A 24284-nucleotide genomic window follows, 5' to 3' on the forward strand; every position below is an offset into this window, starting at 1 on the left:
GCCAACCCCCACCGGTCCGTGAAAGAGAAGGAAGAACCCGGCATGTCTCAGACCCTTGCCGCCGTCACCGGCTCCCTCGGCTCCATCGGCTACGGCCTCGCGGCCATCGGCCCCGGCGTCGGCGTCGGCATCATCTTCGGTAACGGCACCCAGGCTCTTGCCCGTCAGCCCGAGGCTGCCGGCCTGATCCGCGCCAACCAGATCCTCGGTTTCGCCTTCTGTGAGGCCCTGGCGCTGATCGGCCTGGTCATGCCGTTTGTCTACGGCAAGTGATCTTCGGATTCACGACCAGCCACTAGACGAAAGGCACTGAAGTGAACCTCCTGGTTCTCGCGGCTGAGGAAGCTGAAAGCCCCCTCATCCCGCCGATCCCCGAGCTCGTCATCGGTCTGATCGCCTTCGTCATCGTCTTCGGTTTCCTCGCGAAGAAGCTCCTCCCGAACATCAACAAGGTTCTGGACGAGCGTCACGCGGCGATCGAGGGCGGTATCGAGAAGGCTGAGGCCGCTCAGACCGAGGCCCAGAGCGTTCTGGAGCAGTACAAGGCCCAGCTCGCCGAAGCCCGGCACGAGGCCGCGCGCCTGCGCCAGGAAGCGCTGGAGCAGGGCACTGCGCTCAAGGAAGAACTGCGCGCAGAGGGCCAGCGGCAGCGTGAGGAGATCATCGCTGCCGGCCACACCCAGATCGAGGCTGACCGCAAGGCCGCCTCTCAGGCGCTGCGTCAGGACGTGGGCAAGCTCGCCACCGACCTGGCCGGCAAGCTCGTCGGGGAGTCCCTTGAGGACGCCGCCCGTCAGAGCCGCACCATCGACCGTTTCCTCAGCGAGCTTGAGGAGAAGGCCGAGGCGGCCCGATGAACGGAGCGAGCCGCGAGGCGCTGGCCTCCGCGCGTGAGCGTCTCGACGCGCTGACGGACAACACGTCCGTCGACGCGGCGAAGCTCGCCGGTGAGCTGGCAGCCGTCACCGCGCTGCTCGACCGTGAGGTCTCGCTGCGTCGGGTCATCACGGACCCGGCGCAGGCCGGCGAGGCCAAGGCCGAGCTGGTCGGCCGGCTCCTGGCGGGTCAGGTCGGCGGGGAAACCCTCGACCTGGTGTCCGGCATGGCCCGGTCCCGCTGGTCGCAGTCCCGTGACCTGGTGGACTCGCTGGAGGAGCTGGCGGCCACCGCCGACCTCACGGCGGCCCAGCAGGCGGGCGCGCTCGACGACGTCGAGGACGAGCTGTTCCGGTTCGGCCGGATCGTCGCCTCGAGCACCGAGCTGCGCGCCGCGCTGACCGAGCGGGCGGCCTCCGCCTCCGCCAAGAGCGAGCTGCTGCGCGGCCTGCTCGGCGGCAAGGCGAGCGCCGTCACCGAGCGTCTGGTCACGCGTCTCGTCACCCACCCGCGTGGACGTAGCCTGGAAGCGGGACTCGACTCCCTTTCCGTGCTCGCCGCCGAGCGCCGCAACCGCATGGTCGCCACTGTGACCAGCGCGGTTCCGCTGAGTGACGTGCAGAAGCAGCGTCTCGGCGCGGTGCTGGCCAAGCTGTACGGGCGCCAGATGCACCTGAACCTCGATGTGGACCCCGCGGTCCTCGGCGGGATCTCGGTGCGGGTCGGTGGCGAGGTCATCGACGGCACCATCGCGGACCGCCTCGCCGAGGCGTCCCGCCGCATGGCCGGCTGACCAGCCAGCAAATAGAACAAAGCATTCCTAGCGGCCCGGTTGGGCCGTGCAGAACTTGCAGAAGATTCCTGGGGGTCGCCCCCAGACCCCTAAGAAGCTTCAGGCCCAACAAGGAGAGCAGGGAACCCAGATGGCGGAGCTCACGATCCGGCCGGAGGAGATCCGGGACGCACTGGAGAACTTTGTCCAGTCGTACCAGCCGGACGCGGCCTCGCGCGAGGAGGTCGGAACGGTCAGCGTTGCCGGCGACGGCATCGCGAAGGTGGAGGGCCTGCCCTCCGCCATGGCGAACGAGCTGCTGAAGTTCGAGGACGGCACCCTCGGTCTCGCCCTCAACCTCGAGGAGCGCGAGATCGGTGCGGTCGTCCTCGGCGAGTTCAGCGGTATCGAGGAGGGCCAGCCGGTGCAGCGCACCGGTGAGGTGCTCTCCGTCGGCGTCGGCGAGGGATACCTCGGTCGCGTTGTCGACCCGCTCGGCAACCCGATCGACGGTCTCGGCGAGATCGCGACCGAGGGCCGCCGTGCCCTCGAGCTGCAGGCCCCCGGCGTCATGGTCCGCAAGTCGGTCCACGAGCCCATGCAGACCGGCTACAAGGCCATCGACGCGATGGTGCCCGTCGGCCGCGGCCAGCGTCAGCTGATCATCGGCGACCGTCAGACGGGTAAGACCGCCCTGGCCGTCGACACGATCATCAACCAGCGCGACAACTGGCGCTCCGGTGACGTGAACAAGCAGGTCCGCTGCATCTACGTCGCCATCGGCCAGAAGGGCTCGACCATCGCGTCCGTTCGCGGCGCCCTGGAAGACGCCGGCGCGCTCGAGTACACGACGATCGTCGCCGCCCCGGCGTCCGACCCGGCCGGCTTCAAGTACCTGGCGCCGTACACCGGTTCCGCCATCGGCCAGCACTGGATGTACGCCGGCAAGCACGTCCTGATCATCTTCGACGACCTGTCGAAGCAGGCCGACGCCTACCGCGCCGTGTCGCTGCTGCTGCGCCGCCCGCCGGGCCGTGAGGCCTACCCGGGTGACGTCTTCTACCTGCACTCCCGTCTGCTGGAGCGCTGCGCGAAGCTGTCCGACGACATGGGTGCCGGTTCGATGACCGGTCTGCCGATCGTCGAGACCAAGGCGAACGACGTGTCGGCGTTCATCCCGACCAACGTCATCTCCATCACCGACGGCCAGTGCTTCCTGGAGTCCGACCTGTTCAACGCGGGCCAGCGCCCGGCGCTGAACGTCGGTATCTCGGTCTCCCGCGTCGGTGGCTCCGCCCAGCACAAGGCCATGAAGCAGGTTTCCGGCCGTCTGCGCCTGGACCTGGCCCAGTACCGCGAGCTGGAGGCGTTCGCCGCCTTCGGTTCCGACCTGGACGCCGCGTCGAAGTCCTCCCTGGAGCGCGGCAAGCGTCTGGTCGAGCTGCTGAAGCAGGGCCAGTACCAGCCGATGCCCGTCGAGGAGCAGGTCGTCTCCGTCTGGGCCGGCACCACCGGCAAGATGGACGACGTACCGGTGGGCGACATCCGTCGCTTCGAGTCGGAGCTGATGGAGCACCTGCGCCGCGAGCGCAAGGACCTCCTCACCTCCATCGCCGACGGCGGCAAGATGTCGGACGACACCCTGACGTCGATCGCGGACGCCATCGCCGGCTTCAAGCAGCAGTTCGAGACCTCGGACGGCAAGCTCCTGGGCGAGGACGCGCCGGCCGTCAACGTCTCCAAGTGACGACGGAAGGGACCTGACTCATGGGAGCGCAGCTCCGGGTCTACAAGCGTCGCATCCGTGCCGTCACGGCGACCAAGAAGATCACCAAGGCGATGGAGATGATCGCCGCCTCGCGCATCGTCAAGGCGCAGCGCAGGGTGGCGGCATCGATGCCGTACGCGACCGAGCTCACCCGTGCGGTGACCGCGGTGGCGACCGGCTCGAACACCAAGCACGCCCTGACCACCGAGGTCGAGGCGCCGACCCGCGCCGCGGTCCTGCTCATCACGAGCGACCGCGGTCTGGCCGGCGGCTACTCCTCGAACGCCATCAAGCAGGCGGAGCGGCTCGCTGAGCGGCTGCGCGGCGAGGGCAAGGAGGTCGACACGTACATCGTCGGCCGCAAGGGTCTGGCCTACTACGGCTTCCGCGAGCGCAAGGTCGCGGATTCGTGGACGGGCTTCACCGACAGCCCGGCCTACGCCGACGCCAAGCGCGTCGCCGCGCCGCTGATCGAGGCCATCCAGATGGAAACGGCCGAGGGCGGCGTGGACGAGCTGCACATCGTCTACACGGAATTCGTGTCGATGATGACGCAGAACGCGGTGGACGGCCGGATGCTGCCGCTCAGCCTTGAGAAGGCAGAGGAGGAGACCGGCGCGAAGGGCGAGATCCTTCCGCTGTTCGACTTCGAGCCGTCGGCGGAGGACGTCCTCGACGCCCTGCTGCCGCGCTACGTCGAGAGCCGTATCTACAACGCACTGCTGCAGTCGGCCGCTTCCGAGCACGCCGCCCGCCGCCGCGCGATGAAGTCGGCGACCGACAACGCCGGGGATCTCATCAAGAGCCTCTCCCGGCTTGCCAACGCGGCCCGCCAGGCCGAAATCACCCAGGAAATCAGCGAGATCGTCGGTGGCGCGAGCGCCATGGCTGACGCGACCGCGGGGAGTGACAAGTAATGACGACCACTGTTGAGACGGCCGCCGCCACGGGCCGCGTCGCCCGGGTCATCGGCCCGGTCGTCGACGTGGAGTTCCCCGTCGACGCCATGCCCGAGATCTACAACGCCCTCAAGGTCCAGGTCGCAGACCCGGCCGAGGACGGCAAGCTCAAGACCCTGACCCTCGAGGTCGCGCAGCACCTGGGTGACGGCATCGTCCGTACCATCTCGATGCAGCCGACCGACGGCCTGGTCCGCCAGGCCGCGGTGACCGACACGGGCGAGGGCATCACCGTCCCCGTCGGTGACTTCACCAAGGGCAAGGTGTTCAACACGCTGGGTGAGGTGTTGAACTACCCCGAGGCGAACGCCGAGGTCACCGAGCGCTGGCCGATCCACCGCAAGGCGCCTCGCTTCGACGAGCTCGAGTCGAAGACCGAGATGTTCGAGACCGGCGTCAAGGTCATCGACCTTCTCACCCCGTACGTCAAGGGTGGAAAGATCGGTCTGTTCGGTGGTGCCGGTGTCGGCAAGACCGTTCTGATCCAGGAAATGATCTACCGCGTCGCCAACAACCACGACGGTGTGTCGGTCTTCGCGGGCGTCGGTGAGCGTACCCGTGAGGGCAACGACCTCATCGAGGAAATGGCCGACTCGGGCGTCATCGACAAGACGGCCCTCGTCTTCGGCCAGATGGACGAGCCCCCGGGCACCCGTCTGCGCGTCGCGCTCGCCGGTCTGACCATGGCGGAGTACTTCCGCGATGTGCAGAAGCAGGACGTGCTGTTCTTCATCGACAACATCTTCCGGTACACCCAGGCGGGTTCCGAGGTGTCGACTCTGCTCGGCCGTATGCCCTCCGCGGTGGGTTACCAGCCGAACCTGGCCGACGAGATGGGTCTCCTCCAGGAGCGCATCACCTCGACCCGTGGTCACTCGATCACCTCGATGCAGGCGATCTACGTCCCCGCGGACGACCTGACCGACCCGGCGCCGGCGACCACCTTCGCCCACCTCGACGCGACGACGGTTCTCTCCCGTCCGATCTCCGAGAAGGGCATCTACCCGGCCGTGGACCCGCTGGACTCGACGTCCCGCATCCTCGACCCGCGGTACATCGCGGCGGACCACTACGCCACGGCGATGCGCGTCAAGGGGATCCTCCAGAAGTACAAGGACCTCCAGGACATCATCGCGATCCTCGGTATCGACGAGCTGGGCGAGGAGGACAAGCTCGTTGTCCACCGTGCCCGTCGCGTCGAGCGCTTCCTGTCGCAGAACACCCACGTGGCGAAGCAGTTCACCGGTGTGGACGGTTCGGACGTTCCGCTGGAGGAGTCGATCACCGCGTTCAACGCGATCTGCGACGGTGACTACGACCACTTCCCCGAGCAGGCGTTCTTCCTGTGCGGTGGCATCGAGGACCTGAAGGCCAACGCCAAGGAGCTGGGCGTCTCCTGATCCGGCGCGCTCCGCGAGGAGCGCATCCGGCTCGAACGTTGTACGGAGAGGGGCGGGTGTGTCCCGTCCCTCTCCCCACGCCCATTAGAATTTGACCCAACACCCGGCCGACCCGCCGGGTGGTGACCCGAGGAGCCACCTTGGCTGCTGAGCTGCACGTCGAGCTGGTCGCGGCGGACCGCAATGTCTGGTCCGGCGAGGCCACCCTTGTTGTCGCCCGCACCACGTCCGGCGACATCGGCGTCATGCCCGGTCACCAGCCGCTTCTCGGTGTGCTGGAATCGGGCCCTGTGACCATCCGCACCAGCGAGGGCAACACTGTCGTCGCCGCGGTGCACGGCGGTTTCATCTCGTTCGCGGACAACAAGCTGTCCCTGCTGGCCGAGATCGCCGAGCTCGCGGACGAGATTGATGTCCAGCGTGCGGAGCGGGCACTGGAGCGCGCGAAGTCGGACGCCGATGCGGCATCCGAGCGGCGCGCCGAAGTCCGGCTGCGCGCCGTCGCGGGGCACTGAGCCCCGTACTGAACAAGTTCGAACCTCAGCCGCGGTCCGGTTCTGGAATTTTCCAGACCGGGTCGCGGCTGAGGCGATGCAGGTCTTTTTTTCGTTTGTGCGTCATGTCGATGAGCGAGGAGGTCGGTGAAGATGCTCCTCGCTCTGCTTGTGAGCGGCCTGGTCGTAGCCCTGGTGGTGATCGGGCTCTTTGTGTTCGGTCTGCGCCGCAGGCTCATCCAGCGGTCCGGCGGAACCTTCGACTGCAGCCTGCGCTGGGGTGTGTCCGAGAAACCCGACGTCTCCGGCAAGGGCTGGGTGTACGGGGTCGCCCGCTACAGCGGTGACCGGATCGAGTGGTTCCGGGTCTTCAGCTACTCGCCGCGGCCGCGCCGCCTGCTGGAGCGTTCCTCCATCGAGGTGGTCTCCCGCCGCGCGCCCGAGGGCGAGGAGGAGCTGGCGTTGCTGTCCGACGCCGTCGTGCTCGGCTGTCTCCACCGGGGGACCCGCCTGGAGCTGGCGATGGGCGAGGACGCGCTGACCGGATTCCTCGCCTGGCTGGAGGCGGCGCCTCCCGGGCAGAGGGTGAACGTCGCATGAGCTTCTGAATGTCGCGGCCTGATGGTCGCGCAACGCGTTCAGGACGTGAAGAAGCCGGGGAGACGGGGGGCGGACCCGTCTCCCCGGCTTCGTCGTTCACCGGTCCCAGCGCGTGGGGGTTACTGGAGGCCGGTGTGGATCGCGTTGGCCAGTTCGCCGTTGCTGGTGTCTCCGCTGAACTCCCAGAAGAAGGCGCCCCTCAGCCCCTGCTGCTTCGTCCAGGCCATCTTCCCCGCGACCGTGGCGGGGGTGTCGTAGCTCCACCAGTTGCTGCCGCACTTGGCGTAGGCCGTGCCAGCGATGGTGCCGGTGCTCGGGCAGCTGCTCTTGAGCACCTTGTAGTCCTCGATGCCCTGCTCGTACGTGCCCGGGGCGGGCCCGGTGGCCGTGCCGCCGGGGGTCGCCTGGGTGACGCCCGTCCAGCCGCGGCCGTAGAAGCCGATGCCGAGGTTGAGCTTCGAGCCGGCGATGCCCTTGCCCTTGAGCTTGGTGATGGCGGCCTCGGAGTTGAAGCCGTCCTGCGGGATGCCGGCGTAGGAGGTGAGTGGGGAGTGCGGGGCGGTGGGGCCCTGCGCCGCCCAGGCGCCGAAGAAGTCGTACGTCATGACGTTGTAGAAGTCGACGTACTGGCTCGCGCCGGCGTAGTCGGCCGCGTCGAGCTTGCCGCCGTTGGAGCCGTCGGCGGAGATGGCGGCGGTGACCAGGTTGTTCGCGCCGAACTTGGCGCGCATGGCTTGCATCATGTTCTTGAGGGAGGCGGCGCCGCTGGTGTCGCAGGACAGGCCGCAGGCGTTCGGGTACTCCCAGTCCAGGTCGATCCCGTCGAATACGTCGGCCCAGCGCGGGTCCTCGACCAGGTCGTAGCAGGACTGGGCGAAGGCGGTGGGGTTCTGCGCGGCCTGGCCGAAGCCGCCGGACCAGGTCCAGCCGCCGAAGGACCACAGGACCTTGATGTTCGGGTACTGCTTCTTCAGCTTGCGCAGCTGGTTGAAGTTGCCGCGCAGCGGCTGGTCCCAGGTGTCGGCGACGCCGTCGACGCTCTGGTCGGCGGTGTAGGCCTTGTCGTAGTCGGCGTAGGAGTCACCGATGGTGCACTTGCCGTTCTGGACGTTGCCGAAGGCGTAGTTGATGTGGGTGATCTTCGCGGCGGAGCCGGAGGTGACCAGGTTCTTCACGTGGTAGTTGCGGCCGTAGACGCCCCACTCCGTGAAGTAGCCGAGCTTGACCTTGCCGCCCGGGTCCGGGGGCTGGGTGGTGCCGCCCGGGGTGGTCACCGACAGGGCGCCGGAGGACGGGCCGGTCTGGTCGATCGTGTCGCGGGCGGTGACGGTGTAGCCGTACGTCGTGCCCTTGGTCAGGCCGGTGTTGGTGTAGCTGGTTCCGGTGACGGTCGCGATCTTGCTGCCGCCGCGGTAGACGTCGTAGTTCTTGACGCCCTTGTCGTCGGTGGCCGCGGACCAGTTCAGGGTCAGCGAGGTCTCGGTGACGTTGCTCGCGGTGGGGGTGCCGGGAGCGGAGGGCGGGGTGTCGCCGGGCTGGGTGCCGCCGTCGCAGGAGGCGCCGTTGATCTTGCAGAAGCTGGGGGCGCCGGGGCCGGCGCCGTTGAAGCCGAAGCTGATGGTGGCACCGGGGGACAGGGTGCCGTTCCAGCCGACGTTCTTGCCGGTCCAGTGGGTGCCGGAGTTGGTGACGGTGGCGTCCCAGGCCGAGGTGACCCGGGTGTCGGCCGGGTAGTCCCACTCGACGGTCCAGCTGCTGATGGTGGTGGTGCCGGTGTTCTTCACCGTCCACTTGCCCTCGAAGCCGGTGCCCCAGTCGGAGACCTTCGTGTACGTCGCCGTGGCCGAGGCGGCGGCCTCGGCGGGGCCGGCGAGGGCCACCAGCCCGGCGATCGGCAGGGCGAAGGCGGCCAGGGTCGCGGCCACCCTTCTGAACAGTCGGACGCGTTGCGGGGGTGCTGTGCTCAAGGCCTGTTCCTCCGTAGGTCCGTCGCCGTCGTGGGGACGGCGGCGACATGGGGGTGGGACCTGCGCCGCCCGTGAGCATGTTTGTCATGGCACGCTCACCACAGTATTGCGGCGAGCGTAGAAAGGTCTGGACCAACCGTCAAGAGGTCCAGACCTTATGTCGTAAGCGAGGGCGAGCCGGGCCGTCTCCGGCGGGCCGGCGGGCCGGCGTGCCGGCGGGGCGCTAGCGCTCGCCGCCCGGCACCCACAGGACGTCCCCGAGCTCCTTGTTGGCCGTGCGGGCGAGGATGAACAGGAGGTCGGACAGCCGGTTCAGGTAGGTGGCGGTCAGCGGGTTCATCACCGCGCCGTGCACCTCCAGCGCCGCCCACGTCGAGCGCTCCGCGCGCCGGACCACGGTGCAGGCCTGGTGCAGCAGGGCGGCGCCCGGCGTTCCGCCGGGCAGGATGAAGCTGCGCAGCTTCTCCAGCTCCTCGTTGAAGCGGTCGCAGTCCGCCTCCAGCCTGTCCACGTAGAACTGCTCGACGCGCAGCGGCGGGTATGCGGGCTTCTCGACCACCGGGGTGCACAGGTCCGCGCCGACGTCGAACAGGTCGTTCTGTACCCGGACCAGGACCTTGACCACGTCCGTCGGCAGGGCGCCGAGCGCGATCGCCGTCCCGATGGCCGCGTTGGCCTCGTTGGCGTCGGCGTAGGCGGAGATCCGCAGGTCGGTCTTGGCCGTACGGCTCATGTCGCCGAGCGCGGTCGTGCCCTTGTCGCCGGTGCGGGTGTAGATGCGCGTGAGGTTCACCATGCGGCCAGCGTAGTGAGCCGCCCGCGGAAATGGCACGCGGTGCCCCCTTCTCCCGGGCTGCCGTCCACGGCCGGGGGCCCGCCCGGGTCCGGAAGCGGGAGAGCCCTCACCTTCCAGGTCGTCGCGGGCCGGCTGAAGGCCGTCGAGGAGCGGTACCGGTCGGCCGCCGCCGAGTGAACTGCCTGCGGTCGGTGGGTCGCTGGGCCGTATCAGTGTGATGTCCGTCATCTGAGACGTGACGCGTGTTACTTCAGGGTCACACCGCCGTCCTCGGGCGCTAGTCTCCGGCCGAGAGGCCACGAGACTGGGCCGTATTGAACGAGGGGTGTGCAGTGGCTGGGAAGCTCGCCGTCATTGGTGCCGGACTGATGGGTTCCGGGATCGCGCAGGTCTCCGCTCAGGCGGGTTGGGACGTCGTACTGCGCGATGTCACCGACGCCGCGCTGATCCGGGGCACCGACGGGATCAAGGCCTCGTACGACAAGTTCGTCTCCAAGGGCAAGATGACGGCGGAGGACGCGGAGGCGGCGCTCGCGCGCATCGTCACGACCACCGACCTCGACGCGGTCGCCGACGTGGACATCGTCGTCGAGGCCGTCTTCGAGAAGCTGGAGGTCAAGCACGAGATCTTCCGCGCGCTCGACAAGCTCGTCCGTGACGACGCCATCCTGGCGTCCAACACCTCCGCCATCCCGATCACCAAGATCGCGGCCGTGACGGAGCGTCCGGACCGGGTCGTCGGCGCGCACTTCTTCTCGCCCGTCCCGATGATGCAGCTGTGCGAGCTGGTGCGCGGCTACAAGACGAGCGACGAAACCCTCGCCGCCACCCGCGCGTTCGCCGAGTCCGTCGGCAAGACCTGCATCGTCGTCAACCGCGACGTCGCCGGCTTCGTGACGACCCGTCTGATCTCCGCGCTGGTCGTCGAGGCCGCGAAGCTGTACGAATCGGGCGTGGCCTCCGCCGAGGACATCGACATCGCCTGCAAGCTGGGCTTCGGCCACGCGATGGGCCCGCTGGCCACCGCGGACCTCACCGGCGTGGACATCCTGCTGCACGCCACCAGCAACATCTACACCGAATCGCAGGACGAGAAGTTCGCGCCGCCGGAGCTCATGCGCCGCATGGTCGACGCGGGCGACATCGGCCGCAAGAGCGGCCAGGGCTTCTACAAGCACTGAGCACCAGTTCGAATACCCGCACCCCTTCGGGTGAATTAGGTATCGGTTCGCTCACGGTCGGCAACTTCACCGCCCCGGAGGCAGTCAGTTGCAGTGAGAGTTGCCGACCACGGATCAATCGGACCATACGTACGCGGGACTGCCGGGAGTACACATGCACATCAGGGGCGACCACGCCGAACTCGCAGTCGGGGGCCGCCTCGACGTGCGCAGCGCGGCGGACGCCCGTACGGCCCTGCACGCCGCCCTCGACGACGGCCGCGGCGACCTCGTGCTGGACCTGACCGGGCTCGACTCCTGGGACGCGACCGGCCTCGGCGTGATCATGGGCGCGCACCGGAGGGCCGGCCGGACCGGACGGCGCCTCGTCCTGCGCGGAGTGCCGCCGCAGATGCAGCGGCTCCTCGTCGCCACCCGGCTCCACCGGATCCTCTCCATCGAGGGCGGCCTGGAAGCGGAGTCCCTCCCGCGGGTGTGATCACCTGGTGTGGTCTTTCCCGCGGAAACGTAACGGAACGGTGGTGAAGGCCCCCCGGCGGTTCCGGCGCGACCGGCCACCGTCTAGGGTCGGGCGGAAAACCGGACCAGGAGCGACTGCGGCGTGGGCGTGCGAAGGCCGGGCGAGACGACGGCGGCGACGCGATCGGCGCGATCGGGAGACTGGGTCATGGACCGTACACAGGGGCAGGCCGAAGCGGCGGAGCGCTCTTCGGGGCCCGCGCGGGTTGTCACGCTGACCGCCGGGGACTTCGCCCTCACCGTGAACCCGGTCGACGGCAGCGAGATCGAGCCGCTTCGGCCCGGCACCGAACCGGGCCGCCCCGCCAAGCGCGGTCCGGCCGCCCGCGCCGCGCGCGACGCCGCCGCACGGCCGCCCGTACTCCCCGGATCCGGCGCCCCGGCCCGGCTGCTGCCGGCGCGTGAGGAACAGCGGGAGCGCCTCGTACGACTGCTCTCGCACGGGCGCTCCGTACGGCTCACCGGGCCCGCCGGATCCGGGCGTTCCGTACTGCTCGACGCGGTCGCCGCCGACTGCGCCGGCATCGCGCCGGACGGGGTCGTACGGCTCTCCGGCTACGGGCAGCAGCAGCCGGCCGAGCTGCTCCAGGCGCTGTACGCCGCCATGTACGAGGCCCCGGACGAGCGGCCCGTGCGCCCCGACCGCGAGGAACTGCTCGCACGGGTACGGGAGATCGGCGCCGTCGTACTCCTGGACGACCTGGAGATGGGCGGCAGCGCCCTCGACGAACTGCTGCGCGCCACCCCCGAATGCGCCTATCTGCTGGCCGCCACCCCGGACACCAAGGCGCCCTCCGACGACTCGCACCTGGAGGAGGTCTTCCTCGGGGGCCTCGGACGGACCGAAGCCGTCGAGTTCCTGGAGGCGGGCGTCGGGCGGGCCCTGACGGAGGAGGAGACCGCCTGGGCGGGGGACCTGCGCTTCGCCTCGGAGGGGCTGGCGCTGCGCTTCGTACAGGCGGCCGCGCTGCTGAGGCAGCGGGACGAGCTCAACCGGTCCTCGGCCGACGATGACGACGAGGAGCCCGGCGTCTTCGAGGAGCGGCCGCGCGACGACGCGAACGTGGCGCTGCCGACGCTGGCCGAGGGCGCGGCCCCGGCGGAGCTGCTGGCCTCGCGGGTGAGCGAGTCGGCGCGGGCGGTCCTGCGGATCGCGTGCGCGCTGGGCGGGGAGCTGCCGCACCACACGCATCTGCCGGCCCTGGTCGGCGACACACACGCCGACGTGGCGGTGGCGGAGCTGCTGGGCTGCGGGCTGCTGTCGCCGGTCGGCGCGCGGTACCGGCTGGCCGCGGGGGTCGCGCGGCAGCTGGAGGAGGTCGGTTACGGGGGCCCGGCGGCCGAGGAGGCCCGTACGGCCGCCCGGCACTACGCCTGGTGGACCGGGCACGCGTCGGTGACGCCGGAGCGGGTCGCGGCGGAGGCGGACGCGGTGCTGGCGGCGCTGGCGGGCGCGGACGTGGTCGCGGCGGTGCTGCTGGCGCGGACGGCGGCCCCGGCGTTCGCGGCCTCGCTGCACTGGGAGGCGTGGGAGCGGGTGCTGCGGTCCGGGGCGGAGGCCGCGCGGAAGGCGGGGGAGGTCGCGGAGCAGGCGTACTTCCACCACGAGCTGGGTGTGCTGGCGCTGTGCGAGGGGCGGCTGGACCGGGCGCGGGCGGAGCTGGAGGCCTCGATCGGCCTGCGGGGCGCTCTCGCGGACAAGCGGGGGACCGTGGCGGGGCGGCGGGCGCTCGCGCTGGTCACGGACCGGGAGGCGGCGGAGGTGGCGGTGTCGCCGCCGCTGAAGCTCGCGCCGCCGGTGGCTCCGCCGGTTGCTCCGCGGGCTGCTGGGGCGGTGGCCGGGCCGGTTGCGTCGCCCGCTGCCGCGCCGGGTGCCGCGGGTGTCGCCGCGCGGGGTGTTGCTCCGGTTGCTCCGGTGGCTCCGGCCGCTCCGGCTGCTCGGAAGCCTTCGGAGGCCGTGACGGCGGTGGTTCCGGTGATCAAGCGCCCGGATGCCCCGCCGGTGCCCGCGACCCTGTCGGAGATGTTCGAGGACGCGTTCCCGCTGACGCCGAAGCCGTCCCCGGCTCCCCTCCTGGCACCGCCCGTCGCGGAGCCGGACTCGGGATCCCGGAAGCGGACGATGCTGCTGGCGGCCGCCGGGGCGCTGACCGTGGTCGCGCTGGGCACGGTGGTGGCCCTGGCGATGGGCTCGGGGGAGGCGGAGCCGTCTTCGGGGCCGGGGCCGGCGTCATCGACGACGATGCCGGACGCGCCGGGTGCGCAGGGGACCGGAGGGAACGATTCTGCGGAGCCGGGCACGGATCCCGGTACCGGTACGGGCACCGATACGGGCACGGCCGCCGAACCGGGGGCTGCCGGGCCGGGTACGTCGGCTCCGCCGCAGGGACCTGCCGCCCCCGCACCGGGCGTCAGCCCGAGCCCGGGCGCGAAGCCGTCCGGCGGCGGTACGCCGTCGCGGAAGCCGCCCTCGACACCGCCCCGGACGCCGCCGGTGTCCACGCCCCCGGCGACGTCGAAGTCCCCGGAGACGAGCCCGTCGCCGAGCGAGCTCCCCTCCACCCCAACCCCGACGGCGTCCACCTCGCCCCCGGCCGCACCGACCGGCCCGTAACCCCTGCCCTTCGCCCGGGCCCGGCCGGCGCGGCGGGCCAATCAGCGCCCAGCCCCGAGCCCCGAACACCGGCAGTACGGGGTGTCGGCGGAGCCGGTCGGTCGGCGCGGTGGAGCCGTCGGGGCCCTGTCACCCTTGCCCCGGGCGGGGAGCGCCCGCGCCGCGGCTCGCCCGCAGGGGTCCCGGGAGGGACCAGCGGAGCGTGGGGGTAGGGGTTGGGTGCTATTGGTCCTTTGGTTCGCTCGTGTGAGTGATAGTGCATTTGTGTGAGTGTCGTTACGGTCGGGTGCATGAACCTCAAGGAGTGGGCGAAGGCGCAGGGTGTGCATCCGCAGAGCGCGTATCGCTGGTTCCGTGAGGGTGCGTTGCCGGTACCCGCGGAACGAGTGAGGCCGCGCACGATCCTGGTCATGAACGGCAGCCGGGCACAGGCGAGGAAGGCTCTGGAAGCTGCCGATGACTGAGCAGCCGAAGAAGAAGGAGCTCCGCACCATCGACGCGCCGTTCGTGGCCCTCGGCCCATCCGGGGTGGCGATACGCGACCGCCTGGGGCACCTCACGCCTCAGGACGAGAAGGTGTTGCGGCTTGTGGGTGAGCACCTGGGACACCTGGCGTCCCTCGACCTCGCGGCCCGCTGCGCGGATGGCAACGACCACGATGCCCAAAGGTGGGCCGCGCGTAAGCAGGGCCTGACCGCCGCATCGTCGTCGCGCTGGGCGGGTTCGATCACGAAGGCCACACACGATCAGTGGGCGCTCTCCCGGCGCTGTCAGCTCGCGTACATCCAAAACCTTGAGGCCGGTGTCCGCACGCTGAAGCAGCGGCTGTCTCGGCCGATCGGGGAGAAGGGCAGCAAGCGGGCTCCGGGCGGATACCGGTCCAAGGGCGAGTGGTTCCAGAAAACCCGACGCCTGCACATCCTGGAGCACCGTCTCGACGTCGCCCGGGCCGACCGGGAGAACGGCGTCGTGCACGTGGTGCGCGGCGGCCGGCGGTTACTGGGCACCCGGCACAACCTCGAAGAGGCGCAGCTCACCGAGCACGAGTGGCGACAGCGCTGGGAGGCGGAGCGCTGGTTTCTTGCCGCCGACGGCGAGTCGGGGAAGCGGTACGGGAACGAGACGATCCGCGTCACCCCGGACGGGGAAGTCTCCATCAAGCTACCCGCGCCACTGGCGCACCTGGCCAACAGCGGGCACGGCCGGTACCGCCTCGCATCCAAGGTGCGATTCCAGCACCGGGGCCAGGAATGGCGCGACCGTACCGACGGCAACCGGGCCGTCGCCTACCGCATCCACCTCGACGTGGCACGCGGACGCTGGTATCTGACCGCATCCTGGCAGCGTCCCGTGGTCCAGACGATCCCGCTGGAGACGGCACGGGCCAAGGGCGTGATCGGTGTCGATACGAACGCCGACCACTTCGCCGCCTACCGGCTCGATGCCCACGGCAACCCGATGGGCGAACCCCAACGTTTCCTCTACGACCTGTCCGGTACCGCTGACCACCGCGACGCGCAGATCCGGCACGCCATCACTCAGGTACTGCACTGGGCCAGCGGGTCGGCGTCGCCGCGATCGCGATTGAGGACCTCGACTTCACCGCCGAGAAGACCCGCGAGAAGCACGGCCGCAAGAAGCGGTTCCGGCAGATCATCTCCGGCATCCCCACCGGCAAGCTCAAGGCCCGACTCGTCTCCATGGCCGCCGCGACCGGCCTGAGCATTGTCGCCGTGGACCCGGCATACACGTCGATGTGGGGCGACGAGCACTGGCGCAAGCCCCTCACCACCAAGACTCGCAAGATGACTCGCCATGACGCGGCCTCGGTCGCGATCGGCAGACGCGCCCTCGGGCACCCGATCCGGCGACGGACGGCACCGCCCCACGACGACCAGAGTGATCGTCGTGGGCATCGGACCTTCCAGGCCGGACCGGGTACCCGAGGGCGTGAGGGAACCCGCCGCCCCGTCACGGAACGTGCACACGATGCACGTGCCCGAACGGGGACAACTCAGAGAACGCGGGCGACCAGTGCATCCAAAACCGTTCGGGATGCGCGCAGTGCCGGGCAGTGGGTCCAAGACTCACTCCTGCTCACTGACTAGGAACGGTCAGAACAGGCGGAGCTTGTCGTCCTCGATGCCGCGGAGGGCGTTGTAGTCCAGGACCACGCAGTCCATGCCGCGGTCCGTCGCGAGGACGCGGGCCTGGGGCTTGATCTCCTGGGCCGCGAACACGCCCCGGACCGGGGCCAGGTGCGGGTCCCGGTTCAGGAGTTCCAGGTACCGGGTCAGCTGCTCGACGCCGTCGATCTCGCCGCGCCGCTTGATCTCCACCGCCACCGTCGCGCCGCCGGCGTCCCGGCACAGGATGTCCACAGGGCCGATCGCCGTCATGTACTCGCGCCGGATCAGCGTGTAGCCGTCGCCCAGCGTGTCGATCCGGTCGGCCAGCAGCTCCTGGAGGTGCGCCTCGACGCCGTCCTTGATCAGGCCCGGGTCGATGCCCAGCTCGTGGGAGGAGTCGTGGAGGACTTCCTCCATGGTGATGATGAGCTTCTCGCCCGCCTTGTTGACGACCGTCCAGACGCCTTCCTCGTCACCGCTCCCCTCCTTGAGGGTGCACGGCGGCGACATCCAGTTGAGCGGTTTGTACGCCCGGTCGTCCGCGTGGATCGAGACACTGCCGTCGGCCTTCACGAGGATCAGACGGGGTGCCGAGGGCAGATGGGCGGTGAGCCGGCCCGCGTAATCGACGGAGCAGCGGGCAATGACGAGACGCATGGTCGGCAACGCTACTCGACCGACCGGCCTCCGCGCGATTCGCCCCTGAAAGCCCCCTTCGCCGATGGCGCGTTGTATGCGCATTCTCCTGGTGCGGTACCCCCGGGGCGCCTACCGTGGTGAGCGGGAGGTTGTCGAGCGTGCACTCTGCGTCGCGGCCTCCTTCCCTGCCCGTAAGACTCCGGTAACCCAAAACCGCCGGGGTCACGAGAGGAGAACCCATGTCGCTCGACGTCTCACCGGCCCTACTCGAACAGGCCGAGCGAGGCGAGGTCGACGAAGCCGCCTTCGTCGACTGCGTCCGGACCTCCCTGCCTTACGCATGGGAGATGATCAGCTCACTGGTGGCCCAGCTGAAGGTGGACGGCGGACAGTTCGCCGACAACCAGACGCCGCCGCCCGACGAGCAGGCGCGCGGGCAGCTGCTGCGCGCCCTCGCGAGTGACGCGATACGTGGTGCGCTGCAGCGGCACTTCGGAGTGCGCCTTGCCTTCCAGAACTGTCACCGTGTAGCGGTCTTCCCGCTGGACTCCTCGGTTGACGACCGGCTGGCCAAGTTCACTTCGATGCGCGGCCAGCTGCTCAACCAGTCGCCCGAACTGCGGGACTGCTAGCTCGGCCCCGGCCGGTACCTCGCTGCCGCTCCGCTCCGTATCGCGGGAGGTGCGTGTCCGATACCGGGGCGGCAGGCAGCCCAGCTCCAGATCCGGCTCTCAGTGCCTCAGCCGAGGCGGGGGAGGACCTCGGCGCCGAGGCGTCGTACGTTCTCCTCCGTCGCGGCGAGATCGCCGGAACCCTCCGTGAGCAGGGCGAACCTGGTGATACCCGTCCGTTCGGACGTGGCCGCCAGCCGGTCCGCCGCGAGCCGGGGCGTGCCGACCGGGTGCAGCCGGCACAGCAGCTCCGTGTACGCGGCCGGGTCGCGCATCGCGCGTTCCCGGCCGTCCACCGTCACGTGCGCGTCCAGCCCCAGCTTGAACCAGCCCGGCATGGCCTTCAGCAGCGTCTCCCGCGCGTCCGCCGACCGGTCCGCCAGCTGGCAGACGCCCGCCGACACGTGCCCCGCGGCACGGACCAGGTCCCGCGGGTGGCCCGCCGCGAGGGCGGTCCGCCGCCACAGCGCGACCATGCCGGCCTTGTCCTCGTCCCCGCAGTGCATGCCCAGCAGCATCGGCAGCCCGCGCTCCGCGGCCATCCGCACCGACGCCGGGGAGGTACACGCGACGATCACTTCCGGCCCAGTCCCGTCACCGTCCAGCGCCTCCGCCGGTCGCGGTACGACGGCCACCTCGCGGAACCCGCGCCGCTCGCCGGCGGCGGCCACGCGGGGCTCGGCCAGCCAGCGCCGCAGCAGGTCCAGATCGTCCGGGAAGCCGTTCTCGTACGCGTCGAGGCCGCCCCCGAACACCTCCAGATCGACCCACGGCCCGCCGCGGCCGACACCGAGGCTGAAGCGGCCTCCGGACGTCAGGTGCAGCAGTGCCGCCTGCTCGCCGAGGGCCACCGGATGGGTGTTCGGCAGTACGCTCACCGCCGTGCCCACCCGCAGCCGTCGCGTCCGGCCGAGCAGCAGCGCCGCCAGCGTCACCGCCGAGGGGCACACCCCGTAAGGGACGAAGTGGTGCTCGGCCAGCCAGACCGAGTCCAGCCCGGCCTCCTCGGCCACCTCGGCGGTCCGCACCGCCCGGTGCAGCGGCTCCCCTTGTCCCTGTCCCGGGAACTGGGCCGCCAGTACAAACGCTCCTACGCGCATCGCCCTTAGCCTCCTCGCGGCTGACGCGGCCTCCCCCAGGTGGACCGGCTTCTCACACAACGCCTCAGTGGCAACAACGTCTGACACGTGCCAAAGGCACGGCCTGACAGGAAAGTTATTGAGATTGTCGGGCCAGTCCGTTCTTCAGTGCGGCGGACGCCCCGGCCTCTGCCAGAACACCCTGCGGGTACCGGGGCTCGCTGCGCGTAGTCTGGGGGAAAGTCACTTCCGTCTGCCTATACGTGAGGTATACGTGTCACCGCGCCACAACCGCCCCAGGGGCGGCGGGAATCCGGCCGAACGTCCCGACCAGGGTTCGGGTTCCGGCCCCGGGGGACTGGGCGACCGGTACGGGTTGGAGCGGACCGAGGAGTACCAGGGCGAGGACTGGAAGGTGCGGCACGTCGCGGGCGCCAGCGCGGTCGGCAAGCGCTACCGCTGCCCCGGCTGCGACCAGGAGATCCCCTCCGGCACCCCGCACCTGGTGGCCTGGCCGGAGTACGGCGGCGTGGACGACCGGCGGCACTGGCACAAGGCGTGCTGGAACGCGAAGGACCGCCGCACCTCGCGGGTGCAGCGGTCCAGGAACGCGCCGAAGTACTAAGCCGAAGTATTAAGCGGTCTCACACGTCCCGGCGGCCGACCACCACGTACGAGCCCGCGACCGCCGCGCCCGTCACGAGCACGACCAGCGTCATCTGCGCCCAGTCGCCCGGCACCGCGCCCGGCCCGCCCTCGCCCTCGTTCGACCCCATGCCGAACAGCTGAAGCAGCGCCGCCGGGGCGTTGTACTGGAGCAGGGCCGTCCCGACGGTCCGGCCGGCCTCCCAGGCGCTGAGCACCCCCCCTATCACCGGCGGCAGCGTGACGAAGCCGATCATGACCGCGATCGCCCCGGCCGAATGCCGCAGCAGCGCCCCGAGGGCGAGCGCGAGCACCCCGAGCAGGGTGACGTACAGACTGCCGAGCAGCGCCCCCGTCCACTCGGAGCCGCTGTGCGACCCCGCACCGGGCCCCTTGTGCACGATGGCGGCCGCCAGCGTCACCACGAACACGGAAGCCGTGGTGGCGAGGAAGGCGGTGAGGAAGAAGACGATGTACTTCGCGGTGAGCACCCGGTGCCGCTCGGGCGCGGCGGTGAAGGTGGTGCGGATCAGCCCGGTGCCGTGCTCCGAGGTCATGGTCAGCACGCCCAGCACCATCACCGAGAGCTGCCCGATGAGCAGGCCGAAGATCGCCGGACTGGTGAACGGCATGCTGGCGTAGTCATCGTTGTCGGTCCACGTGACGAAGGCCAGGCCGATGCCGACGACGGTCAGCACCAGCACGCTCAGCGTCCACACGGTGGAGCGCACCGAGGTCATCTTGGTCCACTCCGAGGCCAGCGCGTGACCGAGGTGCGGCCGGAGGGCGGGCAGCGGAGAGCTGTAGCCCTCCGCCCGGGCCTGGTCCGCGGTCGTCGTGGGGCGGCCGGTCATCGGGATTCCTCGGGCTCGTTCACAGGGGCGTTCACGGGGGCGTTCAGCGGGGCGTTCCCGGCGGCTTCGGCGAGCTCGCCGGGATCGCTCGGCATCAGGAAGGGCTGCCCGCCCGCTCCGGGCGGGGGAGGTGCGTAGAACCCCGTCCGGGGGACCTCCGGGGCCACCGGCCCGTCGTCCCACTCCGGGACGCTCAGCGGCTCCGGCTCCCACAGCTCGGCGCGGGGGTCCTCGGTGGAGGTGTACTCGACGGAGGACTGGGTCATCCGCATGTACGCCTCCTCCAGCGAGGCCCGGTGCGGGGACAGCTCCCACAGCCGTACGCCGGCCTCGTGCGCGAGGTCGGAGATGGCGGGCAGTTCGAGCCCGGTCACACGCAGTGCCCCGTCGGGCTCCTGGAGCACCCGGCCGCCCGCCTCGGTCAGGGCGGCACCCAGGGCGCTCCGGCCGTCGGGGTCGGTGCCGGCCGTGCGCACCCGGGCGAATCCGGCCGAATTGTGGGTGATGAACTCCTGGGTGCCCATCTCGGCCAGCAGCCGGCCGCGGCCGATCACGATGAGGTGGTCGGCGGTGAGCGCCATCTCACTCATCAGGTGTGAGGAGACGAGGACGGTCCGGCCCTCGGAGGCGAGCTGCTTCATCAGGTTCCGCACCCAGAGGATGCCCTCGGGGTCGAGGCCGTTGACCGGCTCGTCGAACAGCAGCACCTGCGGGTCGCCGAGCAGGGCGGTGGCGATGCCGAGCCGCTGGCCCATGCCGAGCGAGAAGCCCTTCGTACGCTGCCGGGCGACGTCCTGGAGGCCGACGACGCCCAGGACCTCGTCCACCCGCTTCTCGGGGATCCCGGAGAGCTGGGCGATGGACAGCAGGTGGGCGCGGGCCCGCCGGCCGCCGTGCACGGCCTTGGCGTCGAGCAGGGCGCCGACGCTCCGCTGCGCGTTCGGCAGGTCACGGAACGGCAGGCCGTTGATCGTGACCTGCCCGGAGGTGGGCCGGTCGAGACCGACGATCATGCGCATGGTGGTGGACTTCCCGGAGCCGTTGGGCCCCAGGAATCCGGTGACGTGACCAGGCTTGACCTGGAAGGAAAGCTGGTCGACGGCGGTCTTGGCGCCGAAGCGCTTGGTCAGGCCGACTGCCTCGATCATGGTTCTGCCCCTTACCAGGCCGGGACGACTCTCGCCCGCGTAAGGGTTAAGAGGATATAGAGTCCCCGGCGGTTCCATGCCGGGCCGATCCCTGAGCTGCCCCTGAGACCGACCCGGGGATCACCCGTAGTACGGAAGACGTCCGTCGTACGACGGACTGGGCGGACCGCCGGACCGGCGGACCGGCGGACCGTCCGGACTGGCGGAGGGCCTGTCCGTCAGGCGTCCCGCTTCCTGAGGACCAGACAGCCCCCGAGTACGGAGGCCAGCACCCACAGGGCCATGATCCCGAGGCCGCCCCACGGGCCGTACGCCACCTCTTCCGCCGGGTTGGGCACCGTCTGCGTGATCATGGAGCCGGCTCGGTCGGGGAAGTACTGGCCGACCTTCCGGGTCGCCTCCACCGAGGCCAGGATGTTCGTGACCAGGAGCAGGAACGGGATCAGGATGCCGAGGGAGAGCACCGTGCTGCGCAGCATGGCGGCGATGCCCATGGAGAACAGCGCGAGCAGGGCCATGTAGACACCGGCCCCGATCACCGCGCGCAGCACGTGCTCGGCGCCGAGACCGGTGCCGTGGTCGCCGAGGAGCGCCTGTCCGAGGAAGAAGGACAGGAAGCTGGTGACCGTCCCGACCACCAGGGCGAGCGCGGTCGCCACGGCCATCTTGCCGAGCAGGAACCGCGTCCGGTTCGGCACGGCGGCCAGCGAGGTCCGGATCATGCCGGTGCTGTACTCGGTGCCGACCACCAGGACGCCGAAGACGATCATGGCGAGCTGGCCGAAGACCATGCCGGAGAAGCTCAGCACGGTGGGGTCGAAGACGGCCTGCTGCTCCGCGGACATGTCCTCGAAGGCCGAACCGATCGCCGCGCACAGGGCGGCGCTGATCCCGACCGTGACCACGAGGGCGGCGGCCAGGGTCCAGGTGGTGGAGGCGACCGTACGGATCTTGGTCCACTCGGAGGTGAGGACGGCGGGGAACGAGGACATGGTCACTTACCCCCCTTGCGCGCGGCCTCGAACCCGGCGCCCCAGGCGGGGACGTCGGCCGGGCGGGCCGGGTTGTCGGACGGCGCCGCGTCGGACGGCGCCGCGTCGGACGGCGCAGTGTGGGACGGCGCCGGGACGCCGGTGGCACCCGGGGTGCCCGGCGCGTGGGCGTGGTACTCGACCGAGTCGGCCGTCATGCGCATGAACGCTTCCTCCAGCGAGGCCCGTTGAGGGCTGAGTTCATGGAGCACGATCTGGTGCTGGGCGGCCAGTTCGCCGAGCCGCTCCGCGCCCACACCGTCGATCTCCAGGGTTCCGGTGGCCGGGACGCCGATGGCATCGATTCCGGCCTCGTGCAGTACGTCTTTCAGCCGCTCCTGCTGCGGGGAGCGAACCCGCACGTAACTGCGGGAGTTCTGCTGGATGAAATCGGCCATCGACAAGTCGGCGAGCAGCCTTCCCTGTCCGATGACGACCAAATGGTCTGCGGTCAGCGCCATTTCACTCATCAGGTGAGAGGAAACGAAGATCGTTCTTCCCTCCGCCGCCAGCCCCTTCATGAGATTCCTGATCCAGAGAATTCCCTCGGGGTCCAGACCATTGACGGGCTCGTCGAACATGAGGATCTCCGGGTCGCCCAGCAGCGCGGAGGCGATTCCCAGCCGCTGCCCCATGCCCAGCGAAAACCCTTTCGACTTCTGCTTGGCCACGGCCGTCAGGCCGACCAGGTCCAGCACTTCGGCCACCCGGCTCGCCGGGATCCGGTTCGACTGGGCCAGGCAGAGAAGGTTGTTGTAGGCGCTGCGGCCGCCGTGCATGGCCTTCGCGTCCAGCAGCGCTCCGATGTACTTCAAAGGCTCCGGCAGGTCCCGGTAGTGCTTCCCGTCGATCCGGACCGTCCCGCTGGTCGGATTGTCGAGATCCAGCATCATGCGCATGGTCGTCGACTTCCCCGCCCCGTTGGGGCCGAGGAAGCCGGTCACCACTCCCGGTCTGACCTGGAAGCTGAGGTGGTCCACGGCGACCTTGTCGCCGAATCGTTTGGTAAGGCCCTCAAGCTCGATCATTGGGCCACGCTAGAGCGCCCGAGGGCCCTACGCCACCTCGTACGGGTGGCACAGGGCCCTCGGGCGCACTGTTTTGCGGCTGTTCGCCTACCGGCGAGTAGCCGACGGCTGCTCGGTCAGCGGCTCTGCTGCGCCGGAACGCCGCGCGTCACCGGCTCGTCGTCGATCGGGGAGCCGGCGGCCGCGACGGCCGCACCGGTCAGCGTCGCCAGCATCTCGCGGACGTTGGTGAGCTGGGCGTTGATGGAGTCACGGCGGTTGGTGAGCGCCGCCAGCTCGCGCTCGGACTCGCTGCGGATCCGGTCGGCCTTCGCGTTGGCGTCGGCCACGATGTCCTCGGACTGGCGCTGCGCGGTCTCCACGGTCTGGCGGGCACGGCGCTCGGCGTCCGTACGCAGCTTCTCGGCCTCCAGGCGCAGCTGCTCCGCGCGGTGCTCGATCTCCGCGAGGCGCTTCTCGGCCTTGGCCTGACGGGAGGCCAGGTCGCGCTCGGACTGCTCGCGGCGCTTGGCCAGGTTCGTCTCGAAGTCCGCGGCGGCCTGGGCGGCCTTGGCGCGGGTCTCCTCGAAGAGCGCGTCGGCCTCCTCGCGCTTGGAGGCCGCGTCCTTCTGGGCCTCGGCGCGCAGGGTGGCCGAATCCGCCTTGGCCTTCTCGACAATGCGGACGCCCTCGTCCTCCGCCTTCGACTTGCGGTCGGCGGCGAACGACTCGGCGTCGTTGCGCACCTGCTGGGCGGCCGACTCGGCGAGCTCACGGTGCTGCTCGGCCGCGCGACGGGCCTCCTCGCGCAGGTCCTTCGCCTCCTCCTCGGCCAGTCGCAGGATCTTCTCGACCCGGGCGCCGAGACCGGCGTACGACGGCTCGGCGTCGCTCACCTGCGCCTGGGCGTTCTGCGTCTCGAGGTGCAGTTCCTCGATCCGCTTTTCCAGAGAGTTGATACGTCCAAGGGCGCTGTCGCGGTCGGAGACCAGCTTGGTAATGCGGTCGTCCACCTGACCGCGGTCGTAACCACGCCGCACGAGCTCGAAGCCGAAGGGGGAGGAAGTGTCGCTCATGGGGTTCCTGTCGAATGAGACCGATGAGGTGCTACGTGAGGTGTTAGGGGAATCCTAGG

General features: G+C 70.1%; 24 protein-coding genes and 1 pseudogene. 16 read left to right on the plus strand and 9 right to left on the minus strand.

Annotation, left to right across the window (positions count from 1 at the left end; genetic code table 11):
- The first annotated feature begins 42 nt into the window (after positions 1-42).
- The 8 genes from atpE to MTF65_RS26345 all read left to right on the plus strand — a co-directional run bounded on the left by atpE (position 43) and on the right by MTF65_RS26345 (position 6869).
- The gene (atpE, locus tag MTF65_RS26310) at positions 43-273 is read left to right on the plus strand and encodes an ATP synthase F0 subunit C (RefSeq protein WP_030784624.1); all 231 of its coding nucleotides are present in this window, start codon (positions 43-45) and stop codon (positions 271-273) included.
- A 41-nt stretch (positions 274-314) separates the two neighbouring features.
- Positions 315-857, plus strand: coding sequence for a F0F1 ATP synthase subunit B (locus MTF65_RS26315; RefSeq protein WP_243631444.1), 543 nt, complete (start codon positions 315-317; stop codon positions 855-857).
- The gene (locus tag MTF65_RS26320; RefSeq protein WP_243631445.1) at positions 854-1669 is read left to right on the plus strand and encodes a F0F1 ATP synthase subunit delta; all 816 of its coding nucleotides are present in this window, start codon (positions 854-856) and stop codon (positions 1667-1669) included. Before MTF65_RS26315 ends, MTF65_RS26320 begins: the two co-directional genes overlap by 4 nt.
- A gap of 130 nt (positions 1670-1799) precedes the next feature.
- The gene (gene atpA, locus MTF65_RS26325; RefSeq protein WP_243631446.1) at positions 1800-3395 is read left to right on the plus strand and encodes a F0F1 ATP synthase subunit alpha; all 1596 of its coding nucleotides are present in this window, start codon (positions 1800-1802) and stop codon (positions 3393-3395) included.
- Between the two features lie 20 nt (positions 3396-3415).
- Positions 3416-4333, plus strand: a complete 918-nt coding sequence (locus tag MTF65_RS26330; RefSeq protein ID WP_243631447.1) for a F0F1 ATP synthase subunit gamma — start codon at positions 3416-3418, stop codon at positions 4331-4333.
- On the plus strand, positions 4333-5775 hold the full coding sequence (atpD, locus tag MTF65_RS26335; protein ID WP_243631448.1) for a F0F1 ATP synthase subunit beta: 1443 nt from the start codon (positions 4333-4335) through the stop codon (positions 5773-5775). The genes MTF65_RS26330 and atpD overlap by 1 nt, the downstream gene beginning before the upstream one ends.
- Before the next feature lie 140 nt (positions 5776-5915).
- On the plus strand, positions 5916-6290 hold the full coding sequence (locus MTF65_RS26340; protein WP_243631449.1) for a F0F1 ATP synthase subunit epsilon: 375 nt from the start codon (positions 5916-5918) through the stop codon (positions 6288-6290).
- Between the two features lie 132 nt (positions 6291-6422).
- Positions 6423-6869, plus strand: coding sequence for a DUF2550 domain-containing protein (locus tag MTF65_RS26345; RefSeq protein ID WP_243631450.1), 447 nt, complete (start codon positions 6423-6425; stop codon positions 6867-6869).
- 119 nt (positions 6870-6988) lie between these two features.
- On the opposite strand, the gene MTF65_RS26350 is transcribed toward MTF65_RS26345, so the two are convergent.
- Both MTF65_RS26350 and MTF65_RS26355 read right to left on the minus strand, forming a co-directional pair.
- Positions 6989-8836: a glycoside hydrolase family 18 chitinase gene (locus tag MTF65_RS26350; RefSeq protein WP_243631451.1), complete on the minus strand. Its 1848-nt coding sequence runs from the start codon at positions 8834-8836 to the stop codon at positions 6989-6991.
- A gap of 223 nt (positions 8837-9059) precedes the next feature.
- Entirely contained in the window at positions 9060-9632 is a 573-nt protein-coding gene (locus MTF65_RS26355; RefSeq protein WP_243631452.1) for a cob(I)yrinic acid a,c-diamide adenosyltransferase, read from the minus strand.
- A 39-nt stretch (positions 9633-9671) separates the two neighbouring features.
- Here MTF65_RS26355 and MTF65_RS26360 point away from each other — a divergent pair, with 39 nt between their 5' ends.
- From MTF65_RS26360 to MTF65_RS26385, 6 genes and pseudogenes are all read left to right on the plus strand, one after another.
- The gene (locus tag MTF65_RS26360) at positions 9672-9809 is read left to right on the plus strand and encodes a hypothetical protein (protein ID WP_243631453.1); all 138 of its coding nucleotides are present in this window, start codon (positions 9672-9674) and stop codon (positions 9807-9809) included.
- Between the two features lie 155 nt (positions 9810-9964).
- Entirely contained in the window at positions 9965-10813 is an 849-nt protein-coding gene (locus MTF65_RS26365) for a 3-hydroxyacyl-CoA dehydrogenase family protein (RefSeq protein WP_243631454.1), read from the plus strand.
- A 154-nt stretch (positions 10814-10967) separates the two neighbouring features.
- Positions 10968-11291 (plus strand): STAS domain-containing protein, encoded by a 324-nt coding sequence (locus tag MTF65_RS26370; protein ID WP_243631455.1) that lies wholly within the window; start codon positions 10968-10970, stop codon positions 11289-11291.
- 189 nt (positions 11292-11480) lie between these two features.
- Positions 11481-13946, plus strand: a complete 2466-nt coding sequence (locus MTF65_RS26375; protein ID WP_243631456.1) for an ATP-binding protein — start codon at positions 11481-11483, stop codon at positions 13944-13946.
- Positions 13947-14236: 290 nt separating this feature from the next.
- Complete coding sequence (locus tag MTF65_RS26380; RefSeq protein ID WP_374207301.1) at positions 14237-14410, plus strand: hypothetical protein; 174 nt, start codon at positions 14237-14239, stop codon at positions 14408-14410.
- Positions 14403-16054 (plus strand): annotated as a pseudogene (locus tag MTF65_RS26385) (IS200/IS605 family accessory protein TnpB-related protein). Before MTF65_RS26380 ends, MTF65_RS26385 begins: the two are co-directional and overlap by 8 nt.
- Positions 16055-16060: 6 nt before the next feature.
- Here the strand turns inward: MTF65_RS26385 and nucS are convergent.
- Positions 16061-16732, minus strand: coding sequence for an endonuclease NucS (gene nucS, locus MTF65_RS26390; RefSeq protein WP_243631457.1), 672 nt, complete (start codon positions 16730-16732; stop codon positions 16061-16063).
- A gap of 221 nt (positions 16733-16953) precedes the next feature.
- On the opposite strand from nucS, the gene MTF65_RS26395 reads away from it, so the two are divergent.
- Positions 16954-17346 (plus strand): SCO5389 family protein, encoded by a 393-nt coding sequence (locus MTF65_RS26395; protein ID WP_243631458.1) that lies wholly within the window; start codon positions 16954-16956, stop codon positions 17344-17346.
- A 107-nt stretch (positions 17347-17453) separates the two neighbouring features.
- Here the strand turns inward: MTF65_RS26395 and MTF65_RS26400 are convergent, their stop codons facing one another.
- On the minus strand, positions 17454-18485 hold the full coding sequence (locus tag MTF65_RS26400) for an LLM class flavin-dependent oxidoreductase (protein ID WP_243631459.1): 1032 nt from the start codon (positions 18483-18485) through the stop codon (positions 17454-17456).
- A 253-nt stretch (positions 18486-18738) separates the two neighbouring features.
- Here MTF65_RS26400 and MTF65_RS26405 point away from each other — a divergent pair, with 253 nt between their 5' ends.
- Positions 18739-19089 (plus strand): ATP/GTP-binding protein, encoded by a 351-nt coding sequence (locus MTF65_RS26405; protein WP_243631460.1) that lies wholly within the window; start codon positions 18739-18741, stop codon positions 19087-19089.
- Between the two features lie 19 nt (positions 19090-19108).
- On the opposite strand, the gene MTF65_RS26410 is transcribed toward MTF65_RS26405, so the two are convergent.
- The 5 genes from MTF65_RS26410 to MTF65_RS26430 form a co-directional block, all read right to left on the minus strand.
- Positions 19109-19963 (minus strand): ABC transporter permease, encoded by an 855-nt coding sequence (locus MTF65_RS26410; RefSeq protein WP_243631461.1) that lies wholly within the window; start codon positions 19961-19963, stop codon positions 19109-19111.
- Positions 19960-21111 carry an ABC transporter ATP-binding protein gene (locus MTF65_RS26415; protein ID WP_243631462.1) on the minus strand — a complete coding sequence of 384 codons (1152 nt, stop codon included), beginning with the start codon at positions 21109-21111 and terminating at the stop codon, positions 19960-19962. The genes MTF65_RS26410 and MTF65_RS26415 overlap by 4 nt, the downstream gene beginning before the upstream one ends.
- 218 nt (positions 21112-21329) lie before the next feature.
- The gene (locus MTF65_RS26420; protein ID WP_243631537.1) at positions 21330-22103 is read right to left on the minus strand and encodes an ABC transporter permease; all 774 of its coding nucleotides are present in this window, start codon (positions 22101-22103) and stop codon (positions 21330-21332) included.
- A gap of 2 nt (positions 22104-22105) precedes the next feature.
- The gene (locus tag MTF65_RS26425) at positions 22106-23170 is read right to left on the minus strand and encodes an ABC transporter ATP-binding protein (protein WP_243631463.1); all 1065 of its coding nucleotides are present in this window, start codon (positions 23168-23170) and stop codon (positions 22106-22108) included.
- Between the two features lie 116 nt (positions 23171-23286).
- Complete coding sequence (locus MTF65_RS26430) at positions 23287-24225, minus strand: cellulose-binding protein (RefSeq protein WP_243631464.1); 939 nt, start codon at positions 24223-24225, stop codon at positions 23287-23289.
- Between the last annotated feature and the right edge of the window lie 59 nt (positions 24226-24284).

It is taken from the genome of Streptomyces sp. APSN-46.1 (assembly GCF_022815725.1).
Lineage (GTDB): Bacteria > Actinomycetota > Actinomycetes > Streptomycetales > Streptomycetaceae > Streptomyces.

What these genes read in the sequence shown, in the direction of transcription:
- MTF65_RS26345 (WP_243631450.1), top strand. Translation starts at nt 6,423, where the DNA reads ATGCTCCTCGCTCTGCTTGTGAGCGGCCTGGTCGTAGCCCTGGTGGTG.
- MTF65_RS26425 (WP_243631463.1), bottom strand. Translation starts at nt 23,170, where the DNA reads ATGATCGAGCTTGAGGGCCTTACCAAACGATTCGGCGACAAGGTCGCC.
- atpE (WP_030784624.1), top strand. Translation starts at nt 43, where the DNA reads ATGTCTCAGACCCTTGCCGCCGTCACCGGCTCCCTCGGCTCCATCGGC.
- MTF65_RS26320 (WP_243631445.1), top strand. Translation starts at nt 854, where the DNA reads ATGAACGGAGCGAGCCGCGAGGCGCTGGCCTCCGCGCGTGAGCGTCTC.
- MTF65_RS26370 (WP_243631455.1), top strand. Translation starts at nt 10,968, where the DNA reads ATGCACATCAGGGGCGACCACGCCGAACTCGCAGTCGGGGGCCGCCTC.
- MTF65_RS26355 (WP_243631452.1), bottom strand. Translation starts at nt 9,632, where the DNA reads ATGGTGAACCTCACGCGCATCTACACCCGCACCGGCGACAAGGGCACG.
- MTF65_RS26415 (WP_243631462.1), bottom strand. Translation starts at nt 21,111, where the DNA reads ATGATCGAGGCAGTCGGCCTGACCAAGCGCTTCGGCGCCAAGACCGCC.
- atpA (WP_243631446.1), top strand. Translation starts at nt 1,800, where the DNA reads ATGGCGGAGCTCACGATCCGGCCGGAGGAGATCCGGGACGCACTGGAG.
- atpD (WP_243631448.1), top strand. Translation starts at nt 4,333, where the DNA reads ATGACGACCACTGTTGAGACGGCCGCCGCCACGGGCCGCGTCGCCCGG.
- MTF65_RS26395 (WP_243631458.1), top strand. Translation starts at nt 16,954, where the DNA reads ATGTCGCTCGACGTCTCACCGGCCCTACTCGAACAGGCCGAGCGAGGC.
- MTF65_RS26375 (WP_243631456.1), top strand. Translation starts at nt 11,481, where the DNA reads ATGGACCGTACACAGGGGCAGGCCGAAGCGGCGGAGCGCTCTTCGGGG.
- MTF65_RS26410 (WP_243631461.1), bottom strand. Translation starts at nt 19,963, where the DNA reads ATGACCGGCCGCCCCACGACGACCGCGGACCAGGCCCGGGCGGAGGGC.
- nucS (WP_243631457.1), bottom strand. Translation starts at nt 16,732, where the DNA reads ATGCGTCTCGTCATTGCCCGCTGCTCCGTCGATTACGCGGGCCGGCTC.
- MTF65_RS26420 (WP_243631537.1), bottom strand. Translation starts at nt 22,103, where the DNA reads ATGTCCTCGTTCCCCGCCGTCCTCACCTCCGAGTGGACCAAGATCCGT.
- MTF65_RS26330 (WP_243631447.1), top strand. Translation starts at nt 3,416, where the DNA reads ATGGGAGCGCAGCTCCGGGTCTACAAGCGTCGCATCCGTGCCGTCACG.
- MTF65_RS26400 (WP_243631459.1), bottom strand. Translation starts at nt 18,485, where the DNA reads ATGCGCGTAGGAGCGTTTGTACTGGCGGCCCAGTTCCCGGGACAGGGA.
- MTF65_RS26380 (WP_374207301.1), top strand. Translation starts at nt 14,237, where the DNA reads ATGAACCTCAAGGAGTGGGCGAAGGCGCAGGGTGTGCATCCGCAGAGC.
- MTF65_RS26430 (WP_243631464.1), bottom strand. Translation starts at nt 24,225, where the DNA reads ATGAGCGACACTTCCTCCCCCTTCGGCTTCGAGCTCGTGCGGCGTGGT.